The sequence below is a fragment of the Paeniglutamicibacter quisquiliarum genome, assembly GCF_019084045.1.
Taxonomy (GTDB): domain Bacteria; phylum Actinomycetota; class Actinomycetes; order Actinomycetales; family Micrococcaceae; genus Paeniglutamicibacter; species Paeniglutamicibacter quisquiliarum.
Map to the genome: position 1 here is coordinate 17,001 of NZ_JAHRED010000002.1, position 24,914 is coordinate 41,914.

The 24,914-nt window shown below is 67.7% G+C and carries 23 protein-coding genes; 12 read left to right on the plus strand and 11 right to left on the minus strand.

Features of this window, described 5'->3' with window-relative positions:
• Positions 1 to 659 precede the first annotated feature (659 nt).
• Positions 660 to 1,121, plus strand: a complete 462-nt coding sequence (locus tag KRR55_RS03650; RefSeq protein WP_217387716.1) for an AfsR/SARP family transcriptional regulator — start codon at positions 660 to 662, stop codon at positions 1,119 to 1,121.
• A gap of 78 nt (positions 1,122 to 1,199) precedes the next feature.
• On the opposite strand, the gene KRR55_RS03655 is transcribed toward KRR55_RS03650, so the two are convergent.
• The 5 genes from KRR55_RS03655 to KRR55_RS03675 form a co-directional block, all read right to left on the minus strand.
• A complete protein-coding gene (locus KRR55_RS03655) occupies positions 1,200 to 1,589 on the minus strand; it encodes a hypothetical protein (protein WP_217387717.1) in 390 nt (129 codons plus the stop codon).
• A gap of 17 nt (positions 1,590 to 1,606) precedes the next feature.
• Positions 1,607 to 2,410, minus strand: a complete 804-nt coding sequence (locus KRR55_RS03660) for an FHA domain-containing protein (protein ID WP_217387718.1) — start codon at positions 2,408 to 2,410, stop codon at positions 1,607 to 1,609.
• A 181-nt stretch (positions 2,411 to 2,591) separates the two neighbouring features.
• The gene (locus KRR55_RS03665) at positions 2,592 to 2,858 is read right to left on the minus strand and encodes a hypothetical protein (RefSeq protein WP_217387719.1); all 267 of its coding nucleotides are present in this window, start codon (positions 2,856 to 2,858) and stop codon (positions 2,592 to 2,594) included.
• Positions 2,851 to 4,188, minus strand: a complete 1,338-nt coding sequence (locus tag KRR55_RS03670) for a S8 family serine peptidase (protein WP_254455833.1) — start codon at positions 4,186 to 4,188, stop codon at positions 2,851 to 2,853. Before KRR55_RS03670 ends, KRR55_RS03665 begins: the two co-directional genes overlap by 8 nt.
• 108 nt (positions 4,189 to 4,296) lie before the next feature.
• Complete coding sequence (locus KRR55_RS03675) at positions 4,297 to 4,866, minus strand: isochorismatase family protein (RefSeq protein WP_217387720.1); 570 nt, start codon at positions 4,864 to 4,866, stop codon at positions 4,297 to 4,299.
• Between the two features lie 98 nt (positions 4,867 to 4,964).
• Here KRR55_RS03675 and KRR55_RS03680 point away from each other — a divergent pair, with 98 nt between their 5' ends.
• Positions 4,965 to 5,756, plus strand: a complete 792-nt coding sequence (locus KRR55_RS03680; protein WP_217387721.1) for a PIG-L deacetylase family protein — start codon at positions 4,965 to 4,967, stop codon at positions 5,754 to 5,756.
• A gap of 21 nt (positions 5,757 to 5,777) precedes the next feature.
• Here KRR55_RS03680 and KRR55_RS03685 read toward each other — a convergent pair whose 3' ends face one another.
• Positions 5,778 to 6,917 carry a class I SAM-dependent methyltransferase gene (locus tag KRR55_RS03685; RefSeq protein ID WP_217387722.1) on the minus strand — a complete coding sequence of 380 codons (1,140 nt, stop codon included), beginning with the start codon at positions 6,915 to 6,917 and terminating at the stop codon, positions 5,778 to 5,780.
• On the minus strand, positions 6,914 to 7,588 hold the full coding sequence (locus KRR55_RS03690; protein ID WP_217387723.1) for an IMPACT family protein: 675 nt from the start codon (positions 7,586 to 7,588) through the stop codon (positions 6,914 to 6,916). Before KRR55_RS03690 ends, KRR55_RS03685 begins: the two co-directional genes overlap by 4 nt.
• A 117-nt stretch (positions 7,589 to 7,705) precedes the next feature.
• Between KRR55_RS03690 and KRR55_RS03695 the strand changes: the two genes are divergently transcribed.
• From KRR55_RS03695 to KRR55_RS03725, 7 genes are all read left to right on the plus strand, one after another.
• Positions 7,706 to 9,934 (plus strand): FAD-binding protein, encoded by a 2,229-nt coding sequence (locus KRR55_RS03695; RefSeq protein ID WP_217387724.1) that lies wholly within the window; start codon positions 7,706 to 7,708, stop codon positions 9,932 to 9,934.
• 4 nt (positions 9,935 to 9,938) lie between these two features.
• Positions 9,939 to 10,547 (plus strand): dephospho-CoA kinase, encoded by a 609-nt coding sequence (gene coaE / locus KRR55_RS03700; RefSeq protein WP_217387725.1) that lies wholly within the window; start codon positions 9,939 to 9,941, stop codon positions 10,545 to 10,547.
• On the plus strand, positions 10,537 to 10,872 hold the full coding sequence (locus KRR55_RS03705) for a hypothetical protein (RefSeq protein ID WP_217387726.1): 336 nt from the start codon (positions 10,537 to 10,539) through the stop codon (positions 10,870 to 10,872). Before coaE ends, KRR55_RS03705 begins: the two co-directional genes overlap by 11 nt.
• Positions 10,869 to 11,342: a hypothetical protein gene (locus KRR55_RS03710; protein ID WP_217387727.1), complete on the plus strand. Its 474-nt coding sequence runs from the start codon at positions 10,869 to 10,871 to the stop codon at positions 11,340 to 11,342. The genes KRR55_RS03705 and KRR55_RS03710 overlap by 4 nt, the downstream gene beginning before the upstream one ends.
• A 47-nt stretch (positions 11,343 to 11,389) precedes the next feature.
• Positions 11,390 to 13,492 carry an excinuclease ABC subunit UvrB gene (gene uvrB / locus KRR55_RS03715; protein ID WP_217387728.1) on the plus strand — a complete coding sequence of 701 codons (2,103 nt, stop codon included), beginning with the start codon at positions 11,390 to 11,392 and terminating at the stop codon, positions 13,490 to 13,492.
• Between the two features lie 204 nt (positions 13,493 to 13,696).
• Positions 13,697 to 14,731, plus strand: a complete 1,035-nt coding sequence (locus KRR55_RS03720) for a TerC family protein (protein ID WP_336245028.1) — start codon at positions 13,697 to 13,699, stop codon at positions 14,729 to 14,731.
• Between the two features lie 108 nt (positions 14,732 to 14,839).
• Positions 14,840 to 16,156, plus strand: a complete 1,317-nt coding sequence (locus tag KRR55_RS03725) for an MFS transporter (RefSeq protein WP_217387729.1) — start codon at positions 14,840 to 14,842, stop codon at positions 16,154 to 16,156.
• Here KRR55_RS03725 and KRR55_RS03730 read toward each other — a convergent pair.
• Complete coding sequence (locus tag KRR55_RS03730) at positions 16,153 to 17,448, minus strand: alpha/beta fold hydrolase (protein WP_217387730.1); 1,296 nt, start codon at positions 17,446 to 17,448, stop codon at positions 16,153 to 16,155. The genes KRR55_RS03725 and KRR55_RS03730 overlap by 4 nt on opposite strands.
• Complete coding sequence (locus tag KRR55_RS03735; protein ID WP_217387731.1) at positions 17,445 to 17,924, minus strand: GNAT family N-acetyltransferase; 480 nt, start codon at positions 17,922 to 17,924, stop codon at positions 17,445 to 17,447. The genes KRR55_RS03730 and KRR55_RS03735 overlap by 4 nt, the downstream gene beginning before the upstream one ends.
• Positions 17,925 to 18,039: 115 nt before the next feature.
• Between KRR55_RS03735 and KRR55_RS03740 the strand changes: the two genes are divergently transcribed.
• A complete protein-coding gene (locus KRR55_RS03740; protein WP_217387732.1) occupies positions 18,040 to 18,894 on the plus strand; it encodes a metal-dependent hydrolase in 855 nt (284 codons plus the stop codon).
• Between the two features lie 56 nt (positions 18,895 to 18,950).
• Here the strand turns inward: KRR55_RS03740 and KRR55_RS03745 are convergent, their stop codons facing one another.
• Entirely contained in the window at positions 18,951 to 21,482 is a 2,532-nt protein-coding gene (locus KRR55_RS03745; RefSeq protein ID WP_217387733.1) for a DEAD/DEAH box helicase, read from the minus strand.
• A 52-nt stretch (positions 21,483 to 21,534) separates the two neighbouring features.
• Here KRR55_RS03745 and KRR55_RS03750 point away from each other — a divergent pair, with 52 nt between their 5' ends.
• Together KRR55_RS03750 and KRR55_RS03755 are read left to right on the plus strand one after the other, a co-directional pair.
• Entirely contained in the window at positions 21,535 to 22,323 is a 789-nt protein-coding gene (locus tag KRR55_RS03750; protein WP_217387734.1) for a trans-aconitate 2-methyltransferase, read from the plus strand.
• A gap of 582 nt (positions 22,324 to 22,905) precedes the next feature.
• Positions 22,906 to 24,261, plus strand: a complete 1,356-nt coding sequence (locus KRR55_RS03755; RefSeq protein ID WP_217387735.1) for an HNH endonuclease — start codon at positions 22,906 to 22,908, stop codon at positions 24,259 to 24,261.
• Here the strand turns inward: KRR55_RS03755 and KRR55_RS03760 are convergent.
• Positions 24,248 to 24,910 (minus strand): MBL fold metallo-hydrolase, encoded by a 663-nt coding sequence (locus tag KRR55_RS03760; RefSeq protein WP_217387736.1) that lies wholly within the window; start codon positions 24,908 to 24,910, stop codon positions 24,248 to 24,250. The genes KRR55_RS03755 and KRR55_RS03760 overlap by 14 nt on opposite strands.
• Between the last annotated feature and the right edge of the window lie 4 nt (positions 24,911 to 24,914).

Genomic DNA, 24,914 nt, shown 5'->3' on the forward strand with positions numbered 1-24,914 from the left:
GGGCAGTCGCGCAGGCAGGTCATTTCGCCGCACGGTGATGCGCCGGGGTGCGCGCAGTGGGCCCTCCTCACGGGGGCGGGAAGTCCGGGCCCATGGGTTCGTTCCCCGCCGGTTGCAGGCCATTTACCCGATCAGAGGAGTTCATCGGGACCGGCGTCGCGGTGTGTTTGAGTGCCCGGGGAAACTGGGCCGGCTGCCGGTTCCCGAGGGCCCGGGGGATGGCCGTGGTGATGGCGCTCTCAAGGCGACCCGCTTATACCACCAAGGAAGCTTGTTGTCAGTAGTCTTTCGACCAATAGTAAGCGGTTGGGATGGCTTGTATGGTGGCGTTGTCTATAGTCTTATTCTCTTTGGGGGACGCCATGACTTTGGGGCTGGTCCGAGCGTTGGAATCTGGCTTCCTGAATGACGTGCGTCCTCTGCTTCACCTCTTCGGGCCACCTGCCGCCACCCTAGGCGGGAGGAGGCAGCACTTGACGGACGGCCATTCCCGGCTGCTCGGATATCTTGCATTCAACCGTGGGGGACACGATCGCCGTTTTGTGGCCAGTACCTTGTGGCCGGACGTTTGGGCGGATCGGGCCGCGGGCAATCTGAGGGCGGAATTGTGGCGGCTCCGCCGCGACGGCATCGAGTTGGTCGATTCCGATGAGCACCTCTTGTCCCTCCGAGACGGAGTCACGGTGGACGTCCAGTTGCTGGACGACTGGGCCACCAGGCTCATCGCCGGCAACCCGCGGACCAGCGATCTGGCCTGGGTGCCCAGAAGCGTCGATACGGAGGAGATCCTGCCCGGACTCTGCGACGTTTGGATCGATCTGGAACGCCAGAGGCTACAACAGCGATTGCTCCACGCCTTGGAATGCATGAGCCGCGAACTCAGGCTGGCCGGCCGGCTCGCTGAGGCCCTGGACGCCGCCCTGGTCGTGTGCCAGGCCGATCCGCTGCGCGAGTCCGCCCAGGAATCGCTGATTGAAACGTATTTGTGCGAGGGAAATCCGTTGGTGGCCCAACGCCGGTATGAGAAGTACCGACACCAAGTGCTGGACGAGTTGGGAATCGAACCGTCCCCGGCATTGGCAGACCGCCTGGCATTGCATTTCCGCGGCAACCGTCACTGACAGGGGTCCCCGGTCACCGGATCGGAATGCAGGCGGTCCCCGCATCCCCGCTCGCCGCGGCCACCCCGTTTTCCGGCCCTAGAAACGCATCAGGTGGGCAACCGCAGGTCCCCAGCTCCCGACCCACGTCGCAACCGCCTGGATGGGACCGATCAGTGCTTGTCCCGCGACAGCAATTGCGCCTGCAGAGGTCAGGAGCCCCGCGACTTTCTCCAGGGCTTCCCCGACCCTGGAGCGGTCCGGTTCCCTTGCCTGGACCTCGGATTCGATCTCGCCCAGTCCGGCGGAAACCGCAGCAGAGGTGGCGGGATCGAGGCCCGCGTCGTCGACGGCACTGCGCAATTTCCGCACCGCCTCGCGAACGGTGTTGGGGCCGATCGCTTGTCCCCGCTGGTCTCCGTATATTTGCTGGTTGCCTGCGACGTTGTTGATCACGCCGCCGGTTTGGTTGCTGATGTTGAAGCTCATGTTGTGTCCTCAAATATTCAATACGGCGGAGGAAGCGGCAGCTCGCGATCCACGCGTTTCTGCCGCCCGATGGCCACAAGGTGCAGCACGCCTCCAACCAGCATCAGGACCATCCCAATGCCCGCCACCGCCCAGCCGATGAGTCCGGATGGAAACCCGAGGATCTCAACCCCGAACGGATCGATGAAGTTCTCGGGCACCTCTCCACTGCCTGCCGCATCGGTTATGGCCATGAAGAAGCGAAGGATGCCGGCCGCGAAGAAGGCCGCACCGGCCAAGGAGATGAGGAAGCCGGACAACAAGATCCAGCGGGCCCTCGTCTTGGCGGCGGCCACATCCAGGAGGAGACTGCGCCGTTCCTCAAGAATGTGCGTGTTGTATTGGTTCCCGCCAATCATGTTGATCCACTCCGCGCGCTGGTCCCGAACCCCAAAGTGCGCCCCGGTCTCGGTGGGCGGAGCGTTCCGCCGGGACGAATTGTCTTCTAGGGGATTTGACGGATCGGGAGCACCATCAACCGTGACCCCCGTCGACGCGAAGGTGATGACATCGCCGACACGCAGCGCTTGCGGACCGGTCAGTGGCGTCCCGTTTACCCGGGTGCCGGCGGTGGAACCCAAGTCCTCCACATAAAGTTGGCTTCCATCGCGCCACAGCAGGGCATGCCGCCGGCTCACATCTGGACTACCCAATAGCAGGTCGGAGCCCGCTTCGCGGCCCACGAGCAACGAAGCGCCGGAAAATTGCACTTGGTGGCCGCGATGCCCGTTTTCGTCGAGCATGTAGAGACGAGGTTGACTGTCCTGTGAAGTTTCGCCCATCCCAATGCGCCTCTGTAATTCGTGCGCCAGCCCGATTACTCCAAGAATACTCCCGGCGCCGGCGAAAGCGCCTCCCTCGACAGCCACTCGCGGACGCCGTCTTTTTGGGTCAAACAACCGGATCCACGCGGCAGCGCTTCCTGCCGGAATCGGTGACCCGGTGGCAGGATCCGGCCTCCGCCTATTGGACCTGGCTGTCGGGCGGTGGGATTCGAACCTGCCGTGCCGGGTCGACGGATTGCACGCCTTCCACCCCGGCCAGCGTCGGGCGCTTTGCCTCCTCGGCGCGGCCGATGATCTGGCCGAGGGTGCCCAAGACCCGTTCGACCTGCATGCCGGCCGATTCGAGCATCTCGGTGACTTCCTGCACCCTGCCCAGGTACTGGCTTTGTACGGTGACGATGTAGCCAATCGTCTCCGGCGTCGAATCCTCCAGCTGCTCACCCATGGCCGTAAAAGCTTTCCGGCGAATCGTCCTCTGGCACGGGCACGGGCACGGGTTCGGTGGCCGGTGCCGGCGCGGGCTCGGCCGGAACCTGGGCAGGTGGCGGGGCCAGCGCCAATCCGGAACCGACGTCGACGGAGAACCGCTCGAGCCGTTCGGCTTCCTGGACGAGTTCCGCCCAGAGTTCCCGGCCACGGAAACCGGTGGCCTCGGACAGGAGCGCCGCGATGCCGGCGACGTGCGGCGTGGCCATCGACGTGCCGCTGATGGTGTTGTACCGCTTGGGCATCGGCCACGAGGAATGCACCCGAACGCCGGGTCCGGAGACGTCTACCTGGCCGCCCCGGCCCGGCAGGGTGCGGGCGGAGAAGTCCGCGATGTCCAGTTTTTCGTCCAGCGCGCCGACGGACAGGACATAGGGGCTGTTGGCCGGTGCGCCGACGAATCCCGGATTGCCCGCCGAACGCCGGGCGTTGTTGCCGGCGGCCGCGACGATCAGGGTTCCGCGCTCGAGGGCCCGGTGGCCGGCGGCGACATAGGGCGGGTGCACCTCCCGCACGTCGGCACCCAGGGACATCGAGATGATGTGGCAGTCGTTTTGCAGGGCCCAGTCGATGCCGGCGAGGATTCCGGTGTCGGAACCCGACCCCTCGTTGCTGAGCACCTTGCCCGCAAAGATGGAGGCCCCCGGCGCCACGCCGTAGCCGCGGGCGCCCGGCAGCGGGCGCGGACCGCAGGCGGTGCCGATGCAGTGGGTTCCATGGCCGTGGCCGTCGTGGGAGTCCTCGCCTTCGATGAAGGACATGGTGGTGACGTCGCGTCCGGCGAAATCCGGGTGCCCGGCGTCGAAACCGGTGTCCAGCACCGCCACGCGGATGCCGCGGCCGGTGTATCCGGACTCCCGGGCGCGGACCGCCTGCAGGCCCCAGGTAAGGTCGTCGGTGTCGGTAAATGGCGGTCCCGCCGGGGTCTCGGGCTCTTCCGGCGGGCTCGACAGGATCCGGTAGACCAATTCCGGCACGATGCGCAGCGGCATGCTCCGAGATGCGCAACGGGCGCGCAATTCCCCAAGCTGCGCGGAATCCCCGTCCACGACCGCCACGCCAAGGCGCGGGAAGTACGTCTCGAGTGAGAAGCCCTCCTGTTCCAGCATGCGCGGCGCCTCGTCCTGCAGCACGCGGGTGCCCAACCTGTCGCCGGCGGAGGGATGCGGGTCGGCGAAGACGACCACATACCGTCCAGGGACGGGAGTGGCGCCGTTGGCCGAGGGGGATTCGTCGGTGTTGAACATGGCTTGCTCCTCAAGGGTGCGTTGCCGTCCGGCAATGGCCATGGCGGCAACTCAGGCTGGTTCTCCTGCGGACACGTTCCTAGCACCATACCGCCCGCACCGGTGACTTGGGTAGCCAATGCGCGGGGCGGTTCGGCGACTGCCGGCACCTCAGTCGTTCAGCACCACGGGACGGAAGCCGATCTCCTCGGAGCGCTCCAGCGAGAACTCCTGGTTGGGGTAGTCCAGCGAGGCAAAGTACGCATTGGTGTGCGCAATGATTTGGTCCCCGGTCAGTGACTGGCCCTCGAAGGTCGCCGCCCCGGTCGTGTGGGCATCGCGCACCACGGTGACGTCGTAGCCCATGGCAGCCGCGCGCCCGGCCGTGGTGCGCAGGGAATAATCCGATTGCGCGCCGCAGACCACCAGCCGTCCCACGTCCTCGGCGATCAGCGAGGCGTGCAGCCCGGTGCCGGTGAAGGCGTCGCGGTACGTCTTGTGGATCCGGTGCTCCCGGTCCAGCGGCTCCAACGGGGAAACCAGCCGCCAGGCAGGGGAGTGGCGCTCGAATTCACGTTCGTCCTGCACCCAGTAGACCGGCGTGCCGGTGTCGCGTGCCCGCATCAGGAGGTCCTGGATGCGCGAGATGACCTTCTTGGGATGCACGCAGTATTCCATCACGCCGTTTTGCATGTTGATGATGAGAAGTGCAGTTTTTGATCCTTCGAGTTGCTCGTCCATGGAAGCAGTATTGCACCCCGCGGGCCGCTGGCCCGTGATTCGCCCCCGGGCGGGTCCGCGCCCTGTCACGTGGCGGCCGCCGGGACTAAAATGTGCCCATGACCGAGCCGCATTCCATCGCGGTCATCGTCGCCCATCCGGACGACGATGCCTACGGGTGTGCCGGTTCCATTGCACTGCACGAACACGACCCCGGGTTCCGGTTCGTGCTGGTGCTGGCCACGGACGGGGCAGCCGGCCAGATCTCCGCCGGCGTGCCCGCCACCCCCGAAACCCTTGGTGCGTGGCGCCGCGTGGAGAGCGCCAACGCGTGGCGCGCCCACGGCACGATCCCGGTGCGCCACGAATGGCTGGGCTACGACGACGGGCATGTCCCGGAGGTGGACTTCGAGGAGCTTGTCGGGCGGGTGCAGGGAATCCTGCTGGCCGAGCGGCCCCAGGTGGTGGCGACCTTCGGTCCCGACGGGATCACCGGGCACCGCGACCACATCGCCATCGGACGCGCCACCGACGAGGCGTTCCTGCGTGCCCGGCAGGTTCCGGGACCGGGGTTGCGGCGCCTGGTCCACGGCGCCGTCCGCGCCTCGGTCTTTGAACGGTGGAACACTGCCCGGCGGCGCGCAGGGGGCGAGGCGTGGGACCCGAGCCGGGAATACCACCTGCGCCCGGTCCCTGACGATGCCATCGACATCGAGGTCGACACCTCCGCGGTGCGTTCACGCATCGTTGCCGGGCTGCTGGAGCACCGCAGCCAGCGCGAGGTGCTCATCGAACCGGGAGCCAGCGTGCGGCGCTGGGAGCGGGTGGTCTCCCGGGAGCCCGCGGTCATGGCCTGGCCTGCCCGCGCCGCCTGGGAGCCGGTGCTCAGCGACCTTTTTGAGGGCCTCTGAGCCGCCCCGGGTGCGCGGGGACTACGCCCGCGTCGACACCGTCACGGTGAACTTCGGGTTCCGCGCGACCTGGCGGGTGGGGCCGACCAGTTTTTCCAGCTGCCCGCGATAGCCCAGGTGCGAATTCCAGACGCACCACAGCTCCCCGCCGGGGGCCAGCACCCGGCCGGCGTCGGCAATCAGCTTCAGGGCGATCCCGGCGTGCACGGTGTTGCCCATGTGGAACGGCGGGTTCAGGACCACAAAGGACTCGGAGGCGGCGGGCAGCGAGGCCAGCGCGTCGTCCTGCACCGCGGTGATCCGCTCGGCAACCCCGTTGGCGGCGGCCGTGGCGCGGGTGGAGGCCACGGCGGATGCCGACTGGTCCGAGGCGTGCACGCTCAATTGCGGGTGGCTCACGGCCAGGAAGGCGGCGATCGTCCCGTTGCCGCAGCCCAGGTCCACGGCGTGGCCGGCGTCGCGGGGAACCTCGAGGTGCGCCAGCAGGAAGCGGGTCCCCGGATCGAGCTTGGCCCCGCCAAAGGTCTGCGCGTGGGCGCGCAACTGCAGCGGTTCGGGCAGCCCGAGGTCGTGGCTCGATTGCAGCGGAAAGCGCGGGGCGGGGAGCTGCGCCGCGGGGCGAAGGCCGGTGGCGGTGAGCACCCGGGACTTCTGGCGTCCCAGCGAGGCGGTGACCGACGTGAAATAGCGGCCCAGCACCTCGTTCATCGACAGGCTCATGTGCTTGATTCGCCCGGCGGCCATTACCGTCACCTCCGGCCCGGCGTGTCCGGCCACGAAGCCAAGCATCTCCTCCAGGGCGTCAAGGGACCGCGGCAACTGCACGAGCACCAGCGAGGCGCCGGCAAGCAGCTCCCCGCCGAGGCCCAGCTGCCGGTATTCGCCGGCCAGCCCGGGCAGCAGGCGGGCGGCGTTGGCGTCGGTGGCGCGGGCGCCGGAGAGGGCATCCTGGTGCACGCGCAGCCCGCGGACCCCGGCGTCCAGGGCGCCGAGCGCCAACGCACCGTAGTGGTCGCCCAGGATCGCCACCCGGCCCGGCTCCGGCGGCCATCCGGCCGCGCCGGCAACGTCAAGCAGCAGCCTGTCGGCTGCATCGACCGCCTGCAGGTTTTCCGCCTCCACGTCCGGCCAGCGGCGCAACTTCCCAAAATCAAGGCTCATCGGACATCCACCCACTCGGTTCCAAGGTTTGTTGCGGCGCTGGCCCCGGAGCTCAGGGTCGCCAGCCGGTCGCGGAACGCGGCGAGGACCGCGGGATCGTCGTTCAGCGCCAGCCTCAGCGTGGCGAGCCGCGGCCCGTAGTCGGTGCCCAGGACCTGGACGCCGCCGGCGCGCAGGTCGTTTTCCAGCCTGCCGGCCGCGGCATGGTCGGCATCGACGCCCAGGATCCGCAGGCGTTCGCGGCGCAGCAGCGGGGCCGCATCCAGGGTGCCGGAGACCGACTCCGAGTAGGCGCGCACCAGCCCCCCGGCGCCCAGCAGGATCCCGCCGAAGTAGCGCACCACCACCGCAACGATGTCCGACAGATCGGTGACACCCGGCGCGGTTTCGCGCTTCGCCAGTGCGTCGAGCATCGGGATGCCGGCGGTGCCCGAGGGCTCGCCGTCGTCGTTGCTGCGCATCGCGGTGCGGTCCGGGCCCAGGATGAAGGCGCTGCAATGGTGGCGCGCGTCGAAGTGCTTCTTACGCAGCTCGGCCACCAGGGCGCGGGCCTCGGCCTCGGATTCGACCCGGCGCAGGTAGGTGATGAAGCGCGAGCGCTTGATCTCCAGTTCGCGGACGAAGTCGCCGTCCACCGTCGTGTAGGCCGTCGCCACAGAATCGTTGTCCATTACCGATCCAGTCTAGTCAATCGGCGCCGGGGCTTCTCGCTCCCGGGCATTGTCGGTAAAGGTGCGCGGTGGAAGAATCGGTGCGGGGGACGGGAAGCCGAATTGGGGCGGGAAAAAGTGCTGCGACTGAGTCTGCTGGGCGAGCAACGCCTCACCCGCCGGGGCACCGACCTGGCGGCGGGCGGGTCTCGGGCCGTTGAGCTGCTGGCCTACCTGGTCCTGCATCCGGGGATCCAGGTGCCCCGGGCGGTGCTTGCCGGGACCTTCTGGCCCGACACCCCGCAGCCGCAGGCCATGACCAACCTGCGCCGCGAACTGCACAACTTGCGCCTGCTGCTGGGCGGCATCGAGGTCCTTGGCGCGTCCGACGGCGCCATCGGCTGGGTGCCGCGGGCGGGGCTGGGCGTGGACGTGCACGTCTTTTCCACCGAGCGGGCCGCCGCGCTGCTGGCGGCGCAAGCGCACGACCCTGCCGGTTTCCTGGCCCATGCGCAGGCCGCGCTGCGGCAGTACCGGGGTGATTTGATGCCGGGCAACTACTCCGACTGGGTGCCCGAGCCGCGGGAGCGGATCCTGCGGGAATGCACTTCCCTGTGCGACGCGACCGCCGCGGCACTGAGCGCGGCGGGCGAGGGGCAGGCGGCACTGGAGGTTGCAGGGCGGCGGGTCACCATCCAGCCGCTGGAAGAGGTCGGGCACCGGGGGCTGATCCGCGCCCACCTGGCGCTCGGGGACCGGCCCGCGGCGCTGCACGCCTTCCGCCGCTGCGCCGAGGTCCTCGAGGGCGAGCTGGGCGTGTTGCCCGCGGCCGAGACCCGCGCGTTGCTGGGCATGGCGGTGCCGTCCCGGGGCGAACGCCTGGCGAACAGGGGCACGCCTAGCGTGGGCACCGGCACCGAAACCCACACCGCCACGGGAGGCAAGACCATGGAAGAGCAAAGCACGAGCGCCACGGGAACGCAGGAACTTTTTGCCCCGCTGCGCGCATCCCTGCGCGGGACACTGGCCCTGCCGCAGGATCCGGGGTACGACGCGGCACGCGCCGTCTACAACGGGATGGTCGACCACCGCCCGGCCGCGATTGCCCGGGTCGCGGACACCGCGGACATCATCGCCTGCGTCAACTTCGCCCGCGCCAACCAGCTGGAACCGGCGGTGCGCGGCGGCGGCCACCAGGCCTCCGGCATGTCCGTGGCCGACGGCTCGCTGGTCATCGACCTGGGCGCCCTGCGCTCCACGACCGTCGACCCGGCGGCCCGCACCGTGCGGGTGGACGGCGGAGCCGTGTGGGGCGATGTCGACCACGCCACCGTGGCCTTCGGGATGGCGGTGCCCAGCGGGTTCATCGCCTCCACCGGGGTCGGCGGGCTGGCCCTGGGCGGCGGCATCGGCTACCTCACCCGGCGCTATGGGCTGACCGTTGACAACCTGCTGGCGGCCGACGTGGTGCTGGCCGACGGAACGCTGGTCAAGGCCGACGAGGCGCACAACGCCGACCTGTTCTGGGCGTTGCGCGGAGGCGGCGGGAACTTCGGCATCGTCACCTCCTTCACCTTCCGCATGAACGAGATCGGCGAGCACGGGACGATCATTGGCGGGCCGGTGTTCTACGACCTGGCCGACACGCCCGCGGTGATGCGCTGGTACCGGGAACTGCTGCCCGCCCTTCCCGAGGAGCTCTCCGGCTGGTTCGGCCTGCTCACCATCCCGCCGGCCCCGCCCTTCCCCGAGGAGCTCTGGGGCCGGAAGGTCTGCGGCATCATCTGGTGCTACACCGGGGCCCACGAGATGGCCGAGAAGGTGCTGGCCCCGGTGCGCGGGTTCGGGTCCCCGCTGGTGGTTGGCCTGGCCCCCATGCCGTTCGACGCCCTGCAGCGGACCTTCGACCCGCTCTTCCCGGCCGGCCTGCAGTGGTACTGGCGCGCGGACTTCGTCAAGGAGATCTCCGACGCCGCCATCGGGATCCACGCCAGGTACGGGGCGGCGCTGCCCACCGGGTACTCGACGATGCACCTGTACCCGATCGACGGGGCAGCCGCCAGGGTTCCCGCCGATGCCACCGCCTTCGCCTACCGGGACGGCGGCTGGGCGGGGGTGATCGTGGGGGTCGACCCCGATGCGGCCAATGCGGACCTCATCACCGCATGGACCAAGTCCTACTACGACGAGCTGCACCCCACCACGGCCGGCGGGGCCTACGTGAACTTCATGATGGAGGAGGGCGCCGACCGGATCCGCGCCTCCTACCTGCACAACTACGACCGTCTGGCCCGCGTCAAGGCACAATACGACCCGGCGAACCTGTTCCACCACAACCAAAACATCGCCCCCGCGACTGTAGGCTAGGTGCATGCTCAATGTTGGTCTGACAGGCGGAATCGCCGCCGGTAAATCCGCCGTGGCGCGCCGGCTGGTGGAGCTCGGCGCCGTGCTCATCGACGCCGACGCGATTGCCCGCGCCGTTCTGGAGCCCGGGACCCCGGGACTGGCGGAGGTCGTTGCCGCCTTCGGCCCCGGCATCCTGGACGATGCCGGGGCCCTGGACCGCCCGGCGCTCGGGGCGCTGGTCTTTGCCGACGAGTCCAAGCGCCAGGTGCTGAACTCCATCGTCCACCCGCGCGTGCGCGCAGAGGCGGAACGGCTGCGCGCCGCCGCCGCGGGGGATGCCGTCGTGGTCCAGGACATCCCGCTGCTGGTGGAGACCAAACAGGCCGGCAGCTTCGACGTGGTCCTCGTGGTCGCCGCCCCGCAGGCCGAGCGCCTGCGCCGCATGGTCGAAGACCGCGGGATGGCCGAGGCCGACGCCCGGGCCCGCATTGCCGCGCAGGCCACCGACGAGCAGCGTGCGGCAGTCGCCGACGTGGTCATCAACAATTCCGGCACGCTCGAAGAGCTGCGCCAACGCGTCAACGAAATCTGGGAGACCCACATTGCCCCATCCACCAGCCATGCCCGCTGAGAACGCCGAGCACGAGGGGGCCAGGGAGGAACTGGCGGCGCTGCTGGCGGCCGAAATGGCCAAGGCCCGCACCGAGATGCGTGTGATCCGCGGATTGTGGGTGCTTGCGGCAATCACCCTGGCCGCGGCCGTGGTGCTCTGGCTCCTCTTCGGCGGGCGCGACCAGTTCATCGCCCGCGCCTCGGGCTACGACGCGCAGGTGCTGCTCCCGGCCTGGCTGGCCCTTGCCGGGCTGCTCGCCGCCTCGGCCGCAACCGTGCTGTTCATGGTCCGGCTGATGCGCGGCGCCCTGGGCAACATCGTGGAGAAACAGGCCCGCAAGTGAACACCGCCATGGTCGCCGAGTCATTCCTCCGGCACGCACCCGCCGACGGGTCGGCGCCCCACCTGGTGAGCATCCAGCGCGACCCCGAACGCGCAGCGGCGCTTGAAGGCACCATCGGATCCATCCAGCTGCGCTACCACTCGCTGCAGCTGGTCCCCGTGGACCTTCTCGACGACCTGCCCGGGACCTGGCACGCGCTGCTGGACACCGTCGAGGGTTTCCTGGCCGACGGCCTGGCCGAGGCGCGCTACCCGTCCATCGATGCCGGGTTCCGGCTGGATGCAAGCGGGGGCGTCGCCAAGTTCACCGCCGGGAAGGTGCGCCACATCGTGGACGCCGGCGAGCTCATCGACTGCATCCTGGGCGGGGCGGCAGAGTACTTCCGCTTCGCGCCGGGCACGCAGGACGCGGCCATAGCCCGCATCGGCCGGCTGCGGACCAGGGCCGCCGCTGCCGGTCTTTCAGCCTGAGGCGAGAGCGCGGGCATAGCGGGGGTGCCAGGGCGTAGCCTAGATACATGAGTCTTGCGCAGCAGATCAACCGCGTCGTCGCCCCCTTCGAGGTCATCAGCGAGTTCAAGCCCGCCGGCGACCAGCCCGCGGCCATCAAGGAGCTGACCGGCCGCATCAAGGCGGGGGAGAAGGACGTGGTGCTCCTCGGCGCCACCGGCACCGGAAAGTCGGCGACCACGGCCTGGCTCATCGAGCAGGTGCAGCGCCCCACCCTGGTGATGGTGCAGAACAAGACGCTGGCCGCGCAGCTGGCCAACGAGTTCCGCGAGCTGCTGCCCAACAACGCCGTGGAGTACTTCGTCTCCTACTACGACTACTACCAGCCCGAGGCCTACGTCCCGCAGACCGACACCTTCATCGAGAAGGACTCCTCCATCAACGAGGAGGTCGAGCGGCTGCGCCACTCCGCCACCAACGCGCTGCTCACCCGCCGCGATGTCATCGTGGTCGCCACGGTCTCCTGCATCTACGGCCTGGGCACCCCCGAGGAGTACGTCGCGGGCATGGTCACCCTGAGGAAGGGCGCAGAGCTGAACCGCGACACGCTGCTGCGCAAGTTCGTCTCCATGCAATACGCGCGCAACGACATGGACTTCCACCGCGGCACCTTCCGGGTGCGCGGGGACACCGTGGAGATCATCCCGATGTACGAGGAGCAGGCGCTGCGCATCGAGTTCTTCGGCGACGAGATCGAGTCGATCCACACGCTGCACCCGGTCACCGGCGAGGTGATCCGCGAGGAAAACGAGATGTACGTGTTCCCGGCCAGCCACTACGTGGCGGGTGCCGACCGGATGAACCGCGCCATCAAGGACATCGAGGACGAGCTGCAGCAGCGCCTGTCCACCCTGGAGACCCAGAACAAGCTGGTGGAGGCCCAGCGCCTGCGCATGCGCACCACCTACGACCTGGAGATGATGGAGCAGATGGGCTTCTGCAACGGCATCGAGAACTACTCGAGGCACATCGACGACCGTGCCGCCGGCACCGCCCCGCACTGCCTCATCGACTACTTCCCCGACGACTTCCTGCTGGTCATCGACGAATCGCACGTCACCGTCCCGCAGATCGGTGCCATGTACGAGGGGGACATGTCGCGCAAGCGCACCCTGGTCGAACACGGCTTCCGGCTGCCCTCGGCCATGGACAACCGGCCGCTGAAGTGGGACGAGTTCCTCGAGCGCATCGGACAGACCGTGTACCTCTCGGCGACCCCGGGCAAGTACGAGCTGGGCAAGGCCGACGGCGTGGTGCAGCAGATCATCCGCCCCACGGGACTGATCGACCCGGAGATCATCGTCAAGCCCACCAAGGGGCAGATCGACGACCTGCTCGACGAGATCCGCGCCCGGGTGGAGCGCAACGAGCGCATCCTGGTCACCACGCTGACCAAGCGGATGGCCGAGGACCTCACCGACTACTTCACCGAACACGGGGTGCGGGTCCAGTACCTGCACTCGGACGTCGACACGCTGCGCCGCGTGGAGCTGCTGCGCGAGCTGCGCATGGGCCTGTTCGACGTGCTGGTGGGCATCAACCTGCTGCGCGAGGGCCTTGACCTGCCCGAGGTCTCGCTCGTGGCGATCCTGGACGCGGACAAGCAGGGCTTCCTGCGCTCGGCGACCTCGCTGATCCAGACCATCGGCCGCGCCGCGCGAAACGTCGACGGCCAGGTCCACATGTACGCGGACAAGATCACCGACGCCATGGCCCAGGCCATCGAGGAGACCAACCGCCGCCGCGAGGTGCAGCAGAAGTATAACCTGGACCACGGCGTGGACCCGCAGCCGCTGCGCAAGAAGATCGCCGACATCACCGATTCGCTGGCCCGCGAGGACGCCGACACGCAGGAGCTGCTGAACAACCAGCGCCTGGCCAAGACCGCCAAGCGCTCGGCCGCCGGCACCAAGAAGGCCCACGAGACGGTCCGCGCCGACGGCCTTGCAGCGGCCCCGGCGGAGAACCTGGTGGACATGATCGAGCAGATGACCGAGCAGATGCACGCCGCGGCGGCCGAGCTGCACTTTGAGGTCGCGGCCCGGCTGCGCGACGAGGTCTCGGAGCTGAAGAAGGAACTGCGGCAGATGAAGAATGCCGGCCACGCGTAGGGGGGCGTTCACGGGACTGAAACATGGATACGTTAGACTGGTTGCAGCGTAGGGGAGTATCCCACTTGTGCTGTGATCGTCAACACGCGGGGCAACGATGCCCCGCCGGGCGCAGCAGCCGACCCAATCTGAACGGGCGGCGGAGAGACTTGCGGTAATTCCACGTACCCCGTTTTGAAAGGCCCCACATTGGGAAACCACGGCTTGTCGCTGCAGTTTGAGATTATTTCGCTCTCTGCATTGTGCATCATTCTTCTGCTTGACCTGCTTTACGTGGTCAAGAAACCACACGAACCCTCGATGAAGGAATCCGGCCTCTGGGTCGGTTTCTATGTCACCCTGGCACTGATCTTCGGCGCCGTGGTCTGGTGGCAGGCGGGCCCGGACATCGGCCAGCAGTTCATCGCCGGCTGGGTGACCGAATACTCGCTGAGCATCGACAACCTCTTCGTGTTCATCATCATCATGGCCCGCTTCTCGGTGCCGCGTAAATACCAGCAGGAAGTGTTGATGTTCGGCATCATCATCGCCCTGATCCTGCGCGGCATCTTCATCATCCTCGGTGCCGCTGTCATCGAAAACTACTCGTGGGTCTTCTACATCTTCGGCGCGTTCCTGCTCTGGACCGCCTGGAAGCAGGCCACCGACGACGGCGAGGACGAGTCCGAGGGCGCCAACAACGGCCTGGTCTACAAGCTGACCAAGAACCTGCCGATCTCCAAGGACTACGACGGCAACAAGCTGCGCACCACGATCGACGGCAAGCGCATGTTCACCCCGATGGTCATGGTCTTCGTGACCATCGGCATGACCGACCTGCTCTTCGCGGTCGACTCGATCCCGGCGATCTTCGGCCTGACCCAGTCCCCGTTCATCGTCTTCACCGCGAACCTGTTCGCGCTGATGGGCCTGCGCCAGCTGTACTTCCTGCTCGGTGGCCTGATGGACCGCTTGATCTACCTCAAGCACGCGCTGTCGATCATCCTGGCCTTCATCGGCATCAAGCTGGTCTTCCACGCGATGCACGTGAACGAACTCTCGTTCATCAACGGCGGCCGCCACATCGAGTGGGTTCCGGATATCTCGATCACCGTCTCGCTTGTGGTCATCCTGGGCACCATCGTGATTGCCACGGCAGCCTCGCTGCTTTCCCCGGCAGGCCGCCGCGCCGCCGAGGAGCACAAGGCCACGAAGGCGGCACAGGCCGCCGAAGCGGAGCAGGTCGGCAAGGGCGAGTAGCCCTCCGGCCCCACCCCGCACTGCGCGCCCGTCGGGGCCCGGCTTCCACCACGGAAGCCGGGCCCCGACGGCCGTTAAGCCGGACCGGGCATTGGTAGGCTGGGGCGCGTGAACACTTCCCCGATCCCCGCAGCCGTCCACGTCGCGCCCGAGCGGGCGCGCGCCCAGCGCCGCACCGTGGCGGCCCTCTCCGCCTCCCAGCTGCTCAGCGGCGTGGGCAACGGCGCGGGGCTGGCCATCGGCTCGCTGATGGCCGTGGAGCTGACCGGGTCCAATGCCTTCGCCGGGGCGGCGACCACCGCGATCTCCGTCGCCGGCGCGCTCAGTGCGCTGCCGCTGGCCGCCCTTGCCGTGAAGCGCGGACGCCGCGTGGCGCTGTCCTTCGGCTACTTCCTGGCCGCGCTGGGTGCCGTCGGCATGATGTTGGCGCCGGTGCTGCAGAGCTTTGCGGTGCTGATGCTCGGGGCGGCGCTGCTCGGCGTGGGGTCCGCGGCAAACCTGCAGGCCCGCTTCGCCGCGACAGACCTGGCCGACGACGCGACCCGCGGGCGCGACCTGGGCCTGGTGGTCTGGGCCATCACCATCGGCGCGGTGGCCGGCCCGAACCTCATCGGCCCCGGCGCGGTGCTGGGCGCCGGGCTGGGGCTGCCGGCAATGAGCGGGCCGTTCCTCTTTTCCCTGGCCGGCATGGCGCTGGCCATCCTGGTGCTGAACATCGGGCTGCGCCCGGACCCCATCGACCTGGCGCGTGCCTGGGAGGCCGCCGACGGCGTCGCCCCGCACGCACCTGCCGTGGGGCGGCGCCGCGGGTCGCTGGCCACCGGGCTGGTGGCCGTGCGGGCCTCTCCCGGGGCCGCCCTGGGCATCTCCACCATCGTGGTGGCGCACCTGGTGATGGTCGGGGTCATGTCGATGACCCCGGTGCACCTCAAGGACCTTGCGGCCATCCCGGGGCACGAGATGCACGGCGGGACCGCCGACATCCTGGTCGTCATCGGGTTCGTGATCTCGCTGCACATCGCCGGCATGTATGCGCTCTCCCCGCTCGTCGGCTCGCTGGCCGATAGGATCGGGCAGCCGCGGATGATGCTGGCGGGCCAGGGCGTGCTGGTGGCGGCGGTGCTGGTGGCCGGGCTGGGCGCCGACTCGCGTGCCGCTGTCACCACCGGGTTGGTGCTGCTGGGCCTGGGCTGGTCCATGTGCACGGTGTCCGGTTCCGCGTTCCTGGCCTCGCGGGTCGATCGCGGCCGCCGGGTGCTGGTCCAGGGCGTCTCGGACACCCTGATGGGTGCCGCCGGGGCGCTGGGTGCCGCCGGCTCCGGGCTGCTGCTGGCCTGGCTGGGCTACGCCGGGCTCGGCTACCTCTGCCTGGCCTTCATCGTGGTGGTTGCCGCCTTCTGCCTGCGCGAGGTCCTGCGCCCCTAGGCGCGGACGGGCGTTTCCTCGTTGGCCATCCCCAGCAGCTTCGCGAAGATCATGGCGCCCTCGTCGCCGATCCCGTCGTGGTGGAATTCGTCGGTTTCCCACACGCGCATGTTGCCCACCGCGGCGGCGGTTTCCAGCGACAGGTCCCGGTCCACGTACACGTCGTGGGTGTAGACGGCCGCCGCGACGGGCACGGTGTTGGCAGCAAGCACCTCGGGGTCGTAGAGCGGTTCCCAGCCCTCGTGCTCGGCCAGGACCCGCGCGGTTTCCTCCAGCGGGCGCAGCACCGGGTCCGCGTCGAAGTACCAGCGGTACACCATTTCCCCGGTCAGCAGCGGAGGAGCTGCGTCGGGGGAGAATGCCGGGAACTCGGCCAGCACGCGTTCGGCGGCCCAGTTGGTGGCGGACCCCTGGGCGTAGATCGACTCGTGCAGCAGCGCGTAAAGCGGGTTCGCGGCCCGGTCGGCCTGTTCGGCGATCGTCGCCAGGAAGGTGTCCGAGAGCCGCCTGCCGCCCGGGGTGTCGATGAAGGCGCCCTCGAAGACGTGGTGCAGCGCATGCACCCGGGTGTTGCCGCCCAGGAACTGGCCGAGCATTTGCACCAGCGGCACGGTCAGCGCCCGGCCACCGGGCAGGTGCTCCTCGGTGTGGGCCAGGTGCTCCACGATCTCACCCAGCACCCGGCGGTCGCGCGGGTACCAGTCGAAGTATTCCGCGTTGCGCTCGGCCATGCGCCGGTAGGTCGCCCGGTAGACGGTGTCCGCGTCGGCCCCCAGCGAGGCCAGCCCGCCGGTGACCAGTGCGCGGTCCAGCGACGCCGGGGCCAGCGACAGGTAGGTCAGCGTGCAGAAGCCGCCGTAGCTCTGCCCGAAGGTGCTCCAGGAGGAGATCCCCAGCTCGCGGCGGATCGCCTCGGCGTCGCGCACGATCGAGTCGGCGCGGAAGTGCGTGAGGTAGGCGGCCTGGGCCGCGGCGTCCCCGCGCAGCGGCAGGGACTGCCGGTTTGCCGGGGTGCTCAGGCCGGTGCCGCGCTGGTCAAGCAGCAGGATCCGGAAGGTCTTGGCGGCCTCGGCCATCCAGCCGGTGAGGGATGCCGGGCGCGGGGACTTCCCGCCCGGCCCGCCCTGCAGGAAGAGCAGCCAAGGCAGCGCCGCGGGGTCCTCGTGTGCGGTGGAGGAGATCTCACGCGCGAAGACCGTGAGGGTTTCACCCTCCGGGCGCGCATGGTCCAGCGGGAGCTCGAAGAAGTGCTCGGTGCTCCGCATCCCGCGGAAGACGTGGGTGGTGCTCATGCCGGGTTCCCCAGTTCGGCCAGGGCGGCCCCCTCGAGCCGGCGCACCGTCCAGCCGTCCATGGAACCGGCGCCGAGCGAGTCGTAGAAGCCGATCGCGGGGGCGTTCCAGTCCAGCACGCTCCATTCCACGCGCCGGTAGCCGCGCTGAACCGCGATCTGCGCCAGGGTGGCCAGCAGCGCCTTCCCGTGTCCGGCGCCGCGCTCGGATTCGCGGACGTACAGGTCCTCCAGGTGGATCCCGTGGGTGCCTTCCCAGGTCGAATAGGTCAGGAACCACAGGGCGAAGCCGAGCACCGTTCCCTGCTCCTCGACCACGTGGGCATAGACCTGGGGCTCGGGGCCGAAGAGGTGGGCAACGAGGCCGGCCTCGGTGTTCCTCACCGCGTCGGGTTCGCGCTCAAAGATGGCCAATTCGTGGATCAGATCCAGGATTGCGGCGGCGTCGGAGGGCTGTGCTGGGCGAATCAGAGGCATGTGACCAAGCCTACCGGGAGCCAAAGCGTGCCGTGAATCCAACGCGTGGGTGCGCGCCCCTAAGGTAGGGGGCGATCGAGAAGCAAGAACAAAAGCAAGGACGGCACCAAGCAATATGATGGGCGGCCACCACGCGGCCACCGGCGCAGCAGCCTGGATCGCGTTGACCACGAATTTCATGCTCCCCACCGGGAGCCTCCCCGAGCACCTTCCCTGGCTTCCCGGGGCCATCCCGCTGGGCTTCGGCCTGCTGGAACAGAGCCCGATCGCCGGGGTGGCCGGCGCGATGGTCTGCGCCGGGGCGGCGCTGCTGCCCGACGCAGACCACCGCCGGGCCACGATCGCGCACTCGCTGCCGCCGGTGTCCAACGCGATCTGCGCCGGCATCGGCGAGGTTTCCGGCGGGCACCGCAACGGCACGCACTCGCTGCTGGGCATCGCGGCGTTCACGTTCATGGCGTGGGTGCTGGGGCTGTGGACCATGGAGACCGCCCGCTTCGGGTTGATCTACCCGGGTGCCGGGTTGCTGGCGGTGCTGCTGGTCTCCTTCGCGCTGAAGGCCCTGAAGTTCATTCCCGACACCATGGCGAAGCTGCCGTGGCTGATTTCCGTCCCGGCAGGGATCTTCGTCGCGGTGTTCTCGCCGGACGAACAGAACTGGCTGGTGATCGCGGTGGCCGTGGGCTGCGCGGTGCACATCGCCGGGGACATGCTCACCGTCGGCGGCTGCAACCTGATCTGGCCGGTGCGGATCCGTTCGCCGCGCCTCATCCGCCGCCTGCCGCTGCTCAAGGACGTGTGGAAGCCCGGCGGACGCATTGCCATCCCGGTGCTGGGGCGGGCCGGGTCGGTGCGCGAGTGGCTGCTCTGCGTGCCCGTCTCCGCGTACGCGCTGGCCGGGCTGGTGGTGCCGATCGTGCTGCTGGCCCGCAACCAGGTGCTGCCGATGACCAAGCTGCTGGGCTTCTAGGCACACGGGATGCGCCCGCCGGAATCTTCCGGCGGGCGCATTTGTCTCTGCGGAACCTAGTCCTGGCGTCCCACGCCGGTCACGGTGATGACCGGGTACCCCGCCTCGTCGGAGTCCGCGAGGTTCACCGTCGCGTCGATGCCCCAGTCATGGTGACCGGCCGGGTCCGCGAAGACCTGGCGCACCTTCCATGACTCCCTGGACGGGGTGATCAGCAACAGGTTGGGACCGCGGCCGCCGGGGCCGTCGTCGATGTCCTCGTGCTCCTCGAAGTACGCGTCCATGGCGTCGGCCCACTGGTCGGCGCCGAAGCCGCTGTGCCCGTCCAGCTCGGCCAGCGCCCCGTCCTGTTCGTCGGCGAAGAGCTTGACGCGGCGGAACATCTCGTTGCGCACCATCACGCGGAAGGCGCGCTCGTTGGAGGTCAGGCGCTCGGGCGCCGGCGGGATGATCTCGGCGTCGGGCTCGTGGAGCACCCCGTTGGCCAGTTCCTCCCATTCGTCCAGCAGCGAGGAGTCGATCTGGCGGATCAGTTCCCCGAGCCATTCGATGAGGTCCTCGAGGTCCTCGCGCAGCGCGTCCTGCGGCACGGTCTGGCGCAGCGCCTTGAAGGCGTCGGTGAGGTAGCGCAGCAGCACGCCCTCGGAGCGGGCCAGCGAGTAGAACTGCACGTATTCGCTGAAGCTCATGGCGCGCTCGTACATGTCCCTGACCACCGACTTCGGGGCCACCTCGAAGTCGCCGAGCCACGGGGCGCCGGCGCGGTACTGCTCAAACGCGTTGCCCAGCACCTCGGCCAGCGGCTGCGGGTAGCTGACCTCCTCGAGCGCCGCCATGCGGTCGTTGTACTCCATGCCCTCGGCCTTCATCGCCGCGATCGCCTCGCCGCGGGCCTTCTTCTCCTGGGCCGAAAGAACCTGGCGCGGCTTTTCCAGCGTCGCCTCGATGACCGAGACCACGTCCAGCGCATAGCCGGGGGACTCGGCGTCGAAGAGCTCCAGGGCGGCCAGCGCGAACGGGGACAGCGGCTGGTTCAGCGCGAAGTTCTCCTGCAGGTGCACCGTGAGCGCCAGCATGTTCCCGTGCTTGTCGGGGTGTTCGAGGCGCTCGACGACGCCGGTGGCCAGCAGCTCGCGCAGGATGCCCAGCGCCTTGCGCTGCAGGGCGCGTTGGCGCGCGGGCGGCTCGTGGTTCTCGGTGAGCAGCCGCCGGGCCGCGGCGAAGGAGTCGCCCTCGCGCGCCAGCAGGTTCAGCAGGATCGAGTGGGTCACGGCGAAGGAGGAGTTCAGCGTCTCGGGGGTGGATTCGATGATCCGCTCATAGGTCTTCTCGCCCCAGGTCACGAAGCCCTGCGGCGGTTTCTTCTTGACCACCTGGCGGATCTTCTTGGAGTCGTCGCCGAACTTCGCGACCGCCTTCTCCATGGCCTTCTTGTTCTCGATGGAGTGCTCGGGCGCCTGCACGACGACGGTCCCGGCGGTGTCGAACCCGGCGCGGCCCGCGCGTCCGGCGATCTGGTGGAACTCGCGGGCGTTGAGGATGCGGGTGCGCACCCCGTCATACTTGGACAGCGCGGTGATCAGCACGGTGCGGATGGGGACGTTGATGCCCACGCCCAGGGTGTCGGTGCCGCAGATGACCTTGAGCAGTCCGGCCTGGGCCAGCTGCTCCACCAGTCGGCGGTACTTGGGCAGCATGCCGGCGTGGTGCACGCCGATGCCGTGGCGGACCAGGCGGTTCAGCGTCTTGCCGAAGCCCGGGGCGAACCTGAATCCGGCGATCAACTCGGAGATCCGGTCCTTTTCCTCGCGGGTGCACACGTTGATGCTCATCAGCCCGCTGGCCCGGTCGATGGCTTCGAGCTGGCTGAAGTGCACCACGTAGATCGGCACCTGCTTGGTGGAGAGCAGTTCCTCGATGGCTTCCTGCACGGGGTCCTGCGAGTAGTAGTAGTGCAGGGGGATGGGGCGCTCGGCGTGCGCGACGGTGGTGGTTTCGCGCCCGGTGCGCAGCGTCAGCTCGTCCTCGAACCTGCCCACGTCGCCCAGGGTGGCGCTCATGATGAGGAATTGCGCCTGGGGCAGTTCCAGCAGCGGCACCTGCCAGGCCCAGCCGCGCTGCGGGTCGGAGTAGAAGTGGAACTCGTCCATCACCACGGGCCCCAGGTCGGCGTTCTTGCCCTCGCGCAGGGCGATGTTGGCGAGGATCTCGGCGGTGCAGCAGATGATCGGGGCATCCTGGTTCACCGACGAGTCGCCGGTGACCATGCCGACGTTCTCCGCGCCAAAGATCTTGCACAGGTCGAAGAACTTCTCCGAGACCAGCGCTTTGATCGGGGCCGTGTAGTAGCTGCGCTCCCCGCGTGCCAGCGCGTGGAAGTGCGCGGCGACCGCAACCAACGACTTGCCGGATCCCGTGGGGGTGGCCAGGATGACGTTGTTGCCGGCCACGAATTCCATCACGGCCTCGTCCTGCGCCGGGTAGAGCCCGATGCCGCGGTCCTCCACCCATTTGATGAAGGCTTCGTAGGTCGATTCGGCGGTGGCACCGCGTGGGGGAGTGTTGGGCAGCAACTCGGTAAGTTTCATGATGTGTCCAAGACTATCGGTTTACGTGGGCCTTTCCGCCTACGCTGTGGTTATGAAATGGGACCCGAACAAGTACGTGCAGTTCGCCGATCACCGAGATCGTCCGTTTTACGATCTGACGGCCCGCATCACCGCCGCGACACCGCAGCTGGTGGTGGACATGGGGTGCGGTCCCGGACCGCTGACCCATTCCCTGGCCGAGCGCTGGCCGGACGCCCGCGTGGTGGGCCTGGACTCGTCGGTGGAAATGATCGAGCGGGCGCGCGCCAAGCACCATGCGGAGAACCTCTCCTTTGAATCCGCCGACGCGACGCAGTGGATGCCCGAGCCCGAAACCGACGTACTGGTCTCCAACGCCATGCTCCAATGGATTCCCGAACACCGGCAGTTGATCGCCCGCTGGCTGGAGGCGCTGGCCCCGGGGGCGTGGTTTGCCGCGCAGGTCCCGGGCAACTTCCATTCTCCCTCGCACACGCTGATGAGGCAGCTCGCGGAATCGGAGCGCTGGGCGCCGCAACTGTCCGGCGTGCTGCGGCACGACGACGCGTCGGGGGAACCCTCGGACTACCTGAAGATCCTGCTGGATGCCGGGTTTGAACCAGACGTCTGGGAGACCACCTACGGGCAGATCCTCTCCGGACCGGACCCCGTGCTGGAGTGGGTCCGCGGCACCGCGCTGCGGCCTGTGCTGGCCCGGCTCAGCGAGAAAGACGCCGCCGAATTCGAGACCCAGTATGGAGATTTGGTCGGCGAGGCGTATCCGGCCGTTGACGACCATCGTGGCGGAAGCATCACGCTCTTCCCCTTCCGTCGCATCTTCATGGTGGGCCGCAAGCGCTAGATTGCCCCAATGGCAGTGCCCTCTCATAGGGTGGGGGCATGCGAAGAAAGCTCTTGCCTGCGCTCGCCGTGGCCACCTTGATGCTCGGTGCCTGTGCGGGCCCATCCGCTGACGAATTCCGCCAGCGCGATGTCCAGGGAAACACCGCCTGCATCCACTTTGGCAGCGGGTACACGGACGACGGAAACGTAGGACGCGCCAATATGGCCAAGGCAGCGGAACATGGTGCTGCGTCGTCAACGGAGTCGATTCGAGCGGCGGTATCCACGGATGCCGCCGGAGTCCCGGTCATCACAGAAGAGGAATCATTCAAGAGCGCGTGTGAAGCGCAGGGGATGCGCTTCAGGTAAGCAGGACGTCCAACGTGCGTCGCCGCACGCTGCCCAAGGTGGATTTTTGAACCCGGGTTGACATGGATTTTTGGGAGCCAGAAAATTCATCAAGCTCTTCACAATCACCTCCAGCAGGCGTATAGTAGTAAATATGTTCGAAGAGTGCGAAAGCTACTTGTCGAACCCGAGCTCGCTCTCCGCCGAGGCCGCCGGGGAAATACTCCTTGGCCACCGCCATATACCCGTAGGCATGGAAATGCCCGCCAGGGAACGCGCGTTGGCGCAAAGGCCCGGTGACGAATACGTAGATTTCATCGATGACGTTGGCGTTGCCATGACTCTCCTGCCGCAAAATGTGGGAGAGCAGGTCAGGGTGGCGCGGATTTCGGCACTCGAAAGGGCCAAGTCGGCAATCTGCGCGGCCCAGGCCAAGGAAGCCTACGGGCTCGAGCAGGACATCATTGCCCGGCATGAGGACGAGGGGATCTACAAGGAAAACCCGAACCGCGGTGCAGGCGCCGAAGTAGCACTGGCTCGCAAGGCCGCACAACGTCTGGGGTCGAGCTTCATCTCCTACTCGAAATCCATGATCGAGCACATGCCCTATACCTACAACGCCCTGGAACGCGGAGAACTCAACGAAGATCGGGCCATGCTCCTGGTGCGCGAAACGAACCAGTTGGACCCCGGCGTCCGCGAAATCATAGACCGGGAAATCGCCGGTGAGCGCGGGGCGTTGGAAGGCGTAGGCGACAAGCAACTGCTGGCTCGGGCCAAGAAGGAAGTTCTGGCGTTCGACAACAGCAAAGACATGAACAACCACGCCGACGCGATGAACAAGCGACGCATATCCGTAACGCCCACCCCCGACGGGATGATGCGAGTGAGCGGCCTGCTCCCGGTGATTCAAGGCGTCGCATTCCAGGAGGCGTTGAGCAAGGAGGCTGCCAGGCTCCGCTCGACAAATGACGAGCGCACCGATGCGCAGGTCATGGCCGACACCGTCGTGGAGCGTGTCACCGGGCAGGAACTGGCCTCGCGCCCGCCACTGATGATTCACGTCGTGATGACGGACCGATCCCTACTTGCCGGTGATGGGGAGCCGGCGTTCATCAAAGGCTACGGGACTGTATCCGCAGCATACTCACGTTGGCTGATCGCTGGTGACCGCACCGGTCCTGACGGTGAAAACGAAGCCGAAGCCTGGGTCCGACGCCTCTATACGGCGCCGGTCAGCGGTCAGCTGGTGGCCATGGAGTCGGAGGCCCGGATTCTTCCGCAGAAACTCAAGGACTTGATTTCTGTACGTGATCAATTCTGCCGCACGCCCTATTGCGACGCTCCGATTCGCCACTATGACCACGTTTACCAAGTGGCCAGGGGCGGAGAGACGACGGAAGTCAATGGCGATGGCCGATGCGTTCGGTGCAACCACACGAAGGAAACATCCGGTTGGGAAGAATTCGTGATTCTGGGTCCCCGGCACACGATCCTGATAAAAACGCCCAGTGGGCAGATGTACCGAGCCATGGCCCCGCCGTTGCCGGGGACACCGGAATCACCTCCGCCTGGCTCGACCGAAAGTGTTGTGACTACCAGCCTCTAGCGCGCCAATCCTCCAGGCTTGGCCGCTCCGCACCCAACGTCGTCGTGGCCCCGTGACCCGGAAGCACCAGGGTCTCATCGGGATACTGCTCGAAGAGCCGCGTGGTTACGTCATCAAGCAACGAAGTGAAGCGCTGGGGATCGTTTTCGGTGTTTCCCACACCGCCCGGGAACAGCGAGTCGCCACTGAAGATCACCGTGGTACCTCCGCTGTCGCGAAGTGCATAGGCGATGGATCCGGGAGTATGGCCACGCAGGTGCACGCACTCCATGATCGTCGTCCCCACCGTCACCGTGTCGCCGTGATTGAGCGGAACGTCAATGGCCACATCGGCACCGTCCGCAATTCCCTTAACGTCCTCAGTACCCGCATAGGTCTTGGCCCCGGTGCGCTCCGCGTACTCACGCAGCGCCCTGACGTGGTCCCAATGCTGGTGGGTCGTGGCAATGCCCTCAAGCTTCGTGGCAACCCCTGCATCGGAGGAAGCCGACTCGACCAGGCGGTCGATGGCCGGCACATCGTCGGCGGCATCAATCAACAGCTGCGAGCCGTCACCCTTCGACGTCACCAGGTAAATGTTGTTGGCCATTTCGGAGACGCTCACGGACCGTACGGTAACGTCGGTGAGGTCAAGGAAGAATTCACTCATGACA

Excerpts from the sequence above, each read along its gene's own strand:
- KRR55_RS03690 (WP_217387723.1), bottom strand. The coding sequence starts at position 7,588 with ATGGACAACGATTCTGTGGCGACGGCCTACACGACGGTGGACGGCGAC.
- KRR55_RS03740 (WP_217387732.1), top strand. The coding sequence starts at position 18,040 with ATGATGGGCGGCCACCACGCGGCCACCGGCGCAGCAGCCTGGATCGCG.
- KRR55_RS03750 (WP_217387734.1), top strand. The coding sequence starts at position 21,535 with ATGAAATGGGACCCGAACAAGTACGTGCAGTTCGCCGATCACCGAGAT.
- KRR55_RS03670 (WP_254455833.1), bottom strand. The coding sequence starts at position 4,188 with ATGGCCATTGCCGGACGGCAACGCACCCTTGAGGAGCAAGCCATGTTC.
- KRR55_RS03685 (WP_217387722.1), bottom strand. The coding sequence starts at position 6,917 with ATGAGCCTTGATTTTGGGAAGTTGCGCCGCTGGCCGGACGTGGAGGCG.
- KRR55_RS03675 (WP_217387720.1), bottom strand. The coding sequence starts at position 4,866 with ATGGACGAGCAACTCGAAGGATCAAAAACTGCACTTCTCATCATCAAC.
- KRR55_RS03760 (WP_217387736.1), bottom strand. The coding sequence starts at position 24,910 with ATGAGTGAATTCTTCCTTGACCTCACCGACGTTACCGTACGGTCCGTG.
- KRR55_RS03655 (WP_217387717.1), bottom strand. The coding sequence starts at position 1,589 with ATGAGCTTCAACATCAGCAACCAAACCGGCGGCGTGATCAACAACGTC.
- KRR55_RS03755 (WP_217387735.1), top strand. The coding sequence starts at position 22,906 with ATGGAAATGCCCGCCAGGGAACGCGCGTTGGCGCAAAGGCCCGGTGAC.
- KRR55_RS03735 (WP_217387731.1), bottom strand. The coding sequence starts at position 17,924 with ATGCCTCTGATTCGCCCAGCACAGCCCTCCGACGCCGCCGCAATCCTG.
- KRR55_RS03730 (WP_217387730.1), bottom strand. The coding sequence starts at position 17,448 with ATGAGCACCACCCACGTCTTCCGCGGGATGCGGAGCACCGAGCACTTC.
- KRR55_RS03660 (WP_217387718.1), bottom strand. The coding sequence starts at position 2,410 with ATGGGCGAAACTTCACAGGACAGTCAACCTCGTCTCTACATGCTCGAC.
- KRR55_RS03665 (WP_217387719.1), bottom strand. The coding sequence starts at position 2,858 with ATGGGTGAGCAGCTGGAGGATTCGACGCCGGAGACGATTGGCTACATC.
- uvrB (WP_217387728.1), top strand. The coding sequence starts at position 11,390 with ATGAGTCTTGCGCAGCAGATCAACCGCGTCGTCGCCCCCTTCGAGGTC.
- coaE (WP_217387725.1), top strand. The coding sequence starts at position 9,939 with ATGCTCAATGTTGGTCTGACAGGCGGAATCGCCGCCGGTAAATCCGCC.
- KRR55_RS03680 (WP_217387721.1), top strand. The coding sequence starts at position 4,965 with ATGACCGAGCCGCATTCCATCGCGGTCATCGTCGCCCATCCGGACGAC.
- KRR55_RS03705 (WP_217387726.1), top strand. The coding sequence starts at position 10,537 with ATGCCCGCTGAGAACGCCGAGCACGAGGGGGCCAGGGAGGAACTGGCG.
- KRR55_RS03745 (WP_217387733.1), bottom strand. The coding sequence starts at position 21,482 with ATGAAACTTACCGAGTTGCTGCCCAACACTCCCCCACGCGGTGCCACC.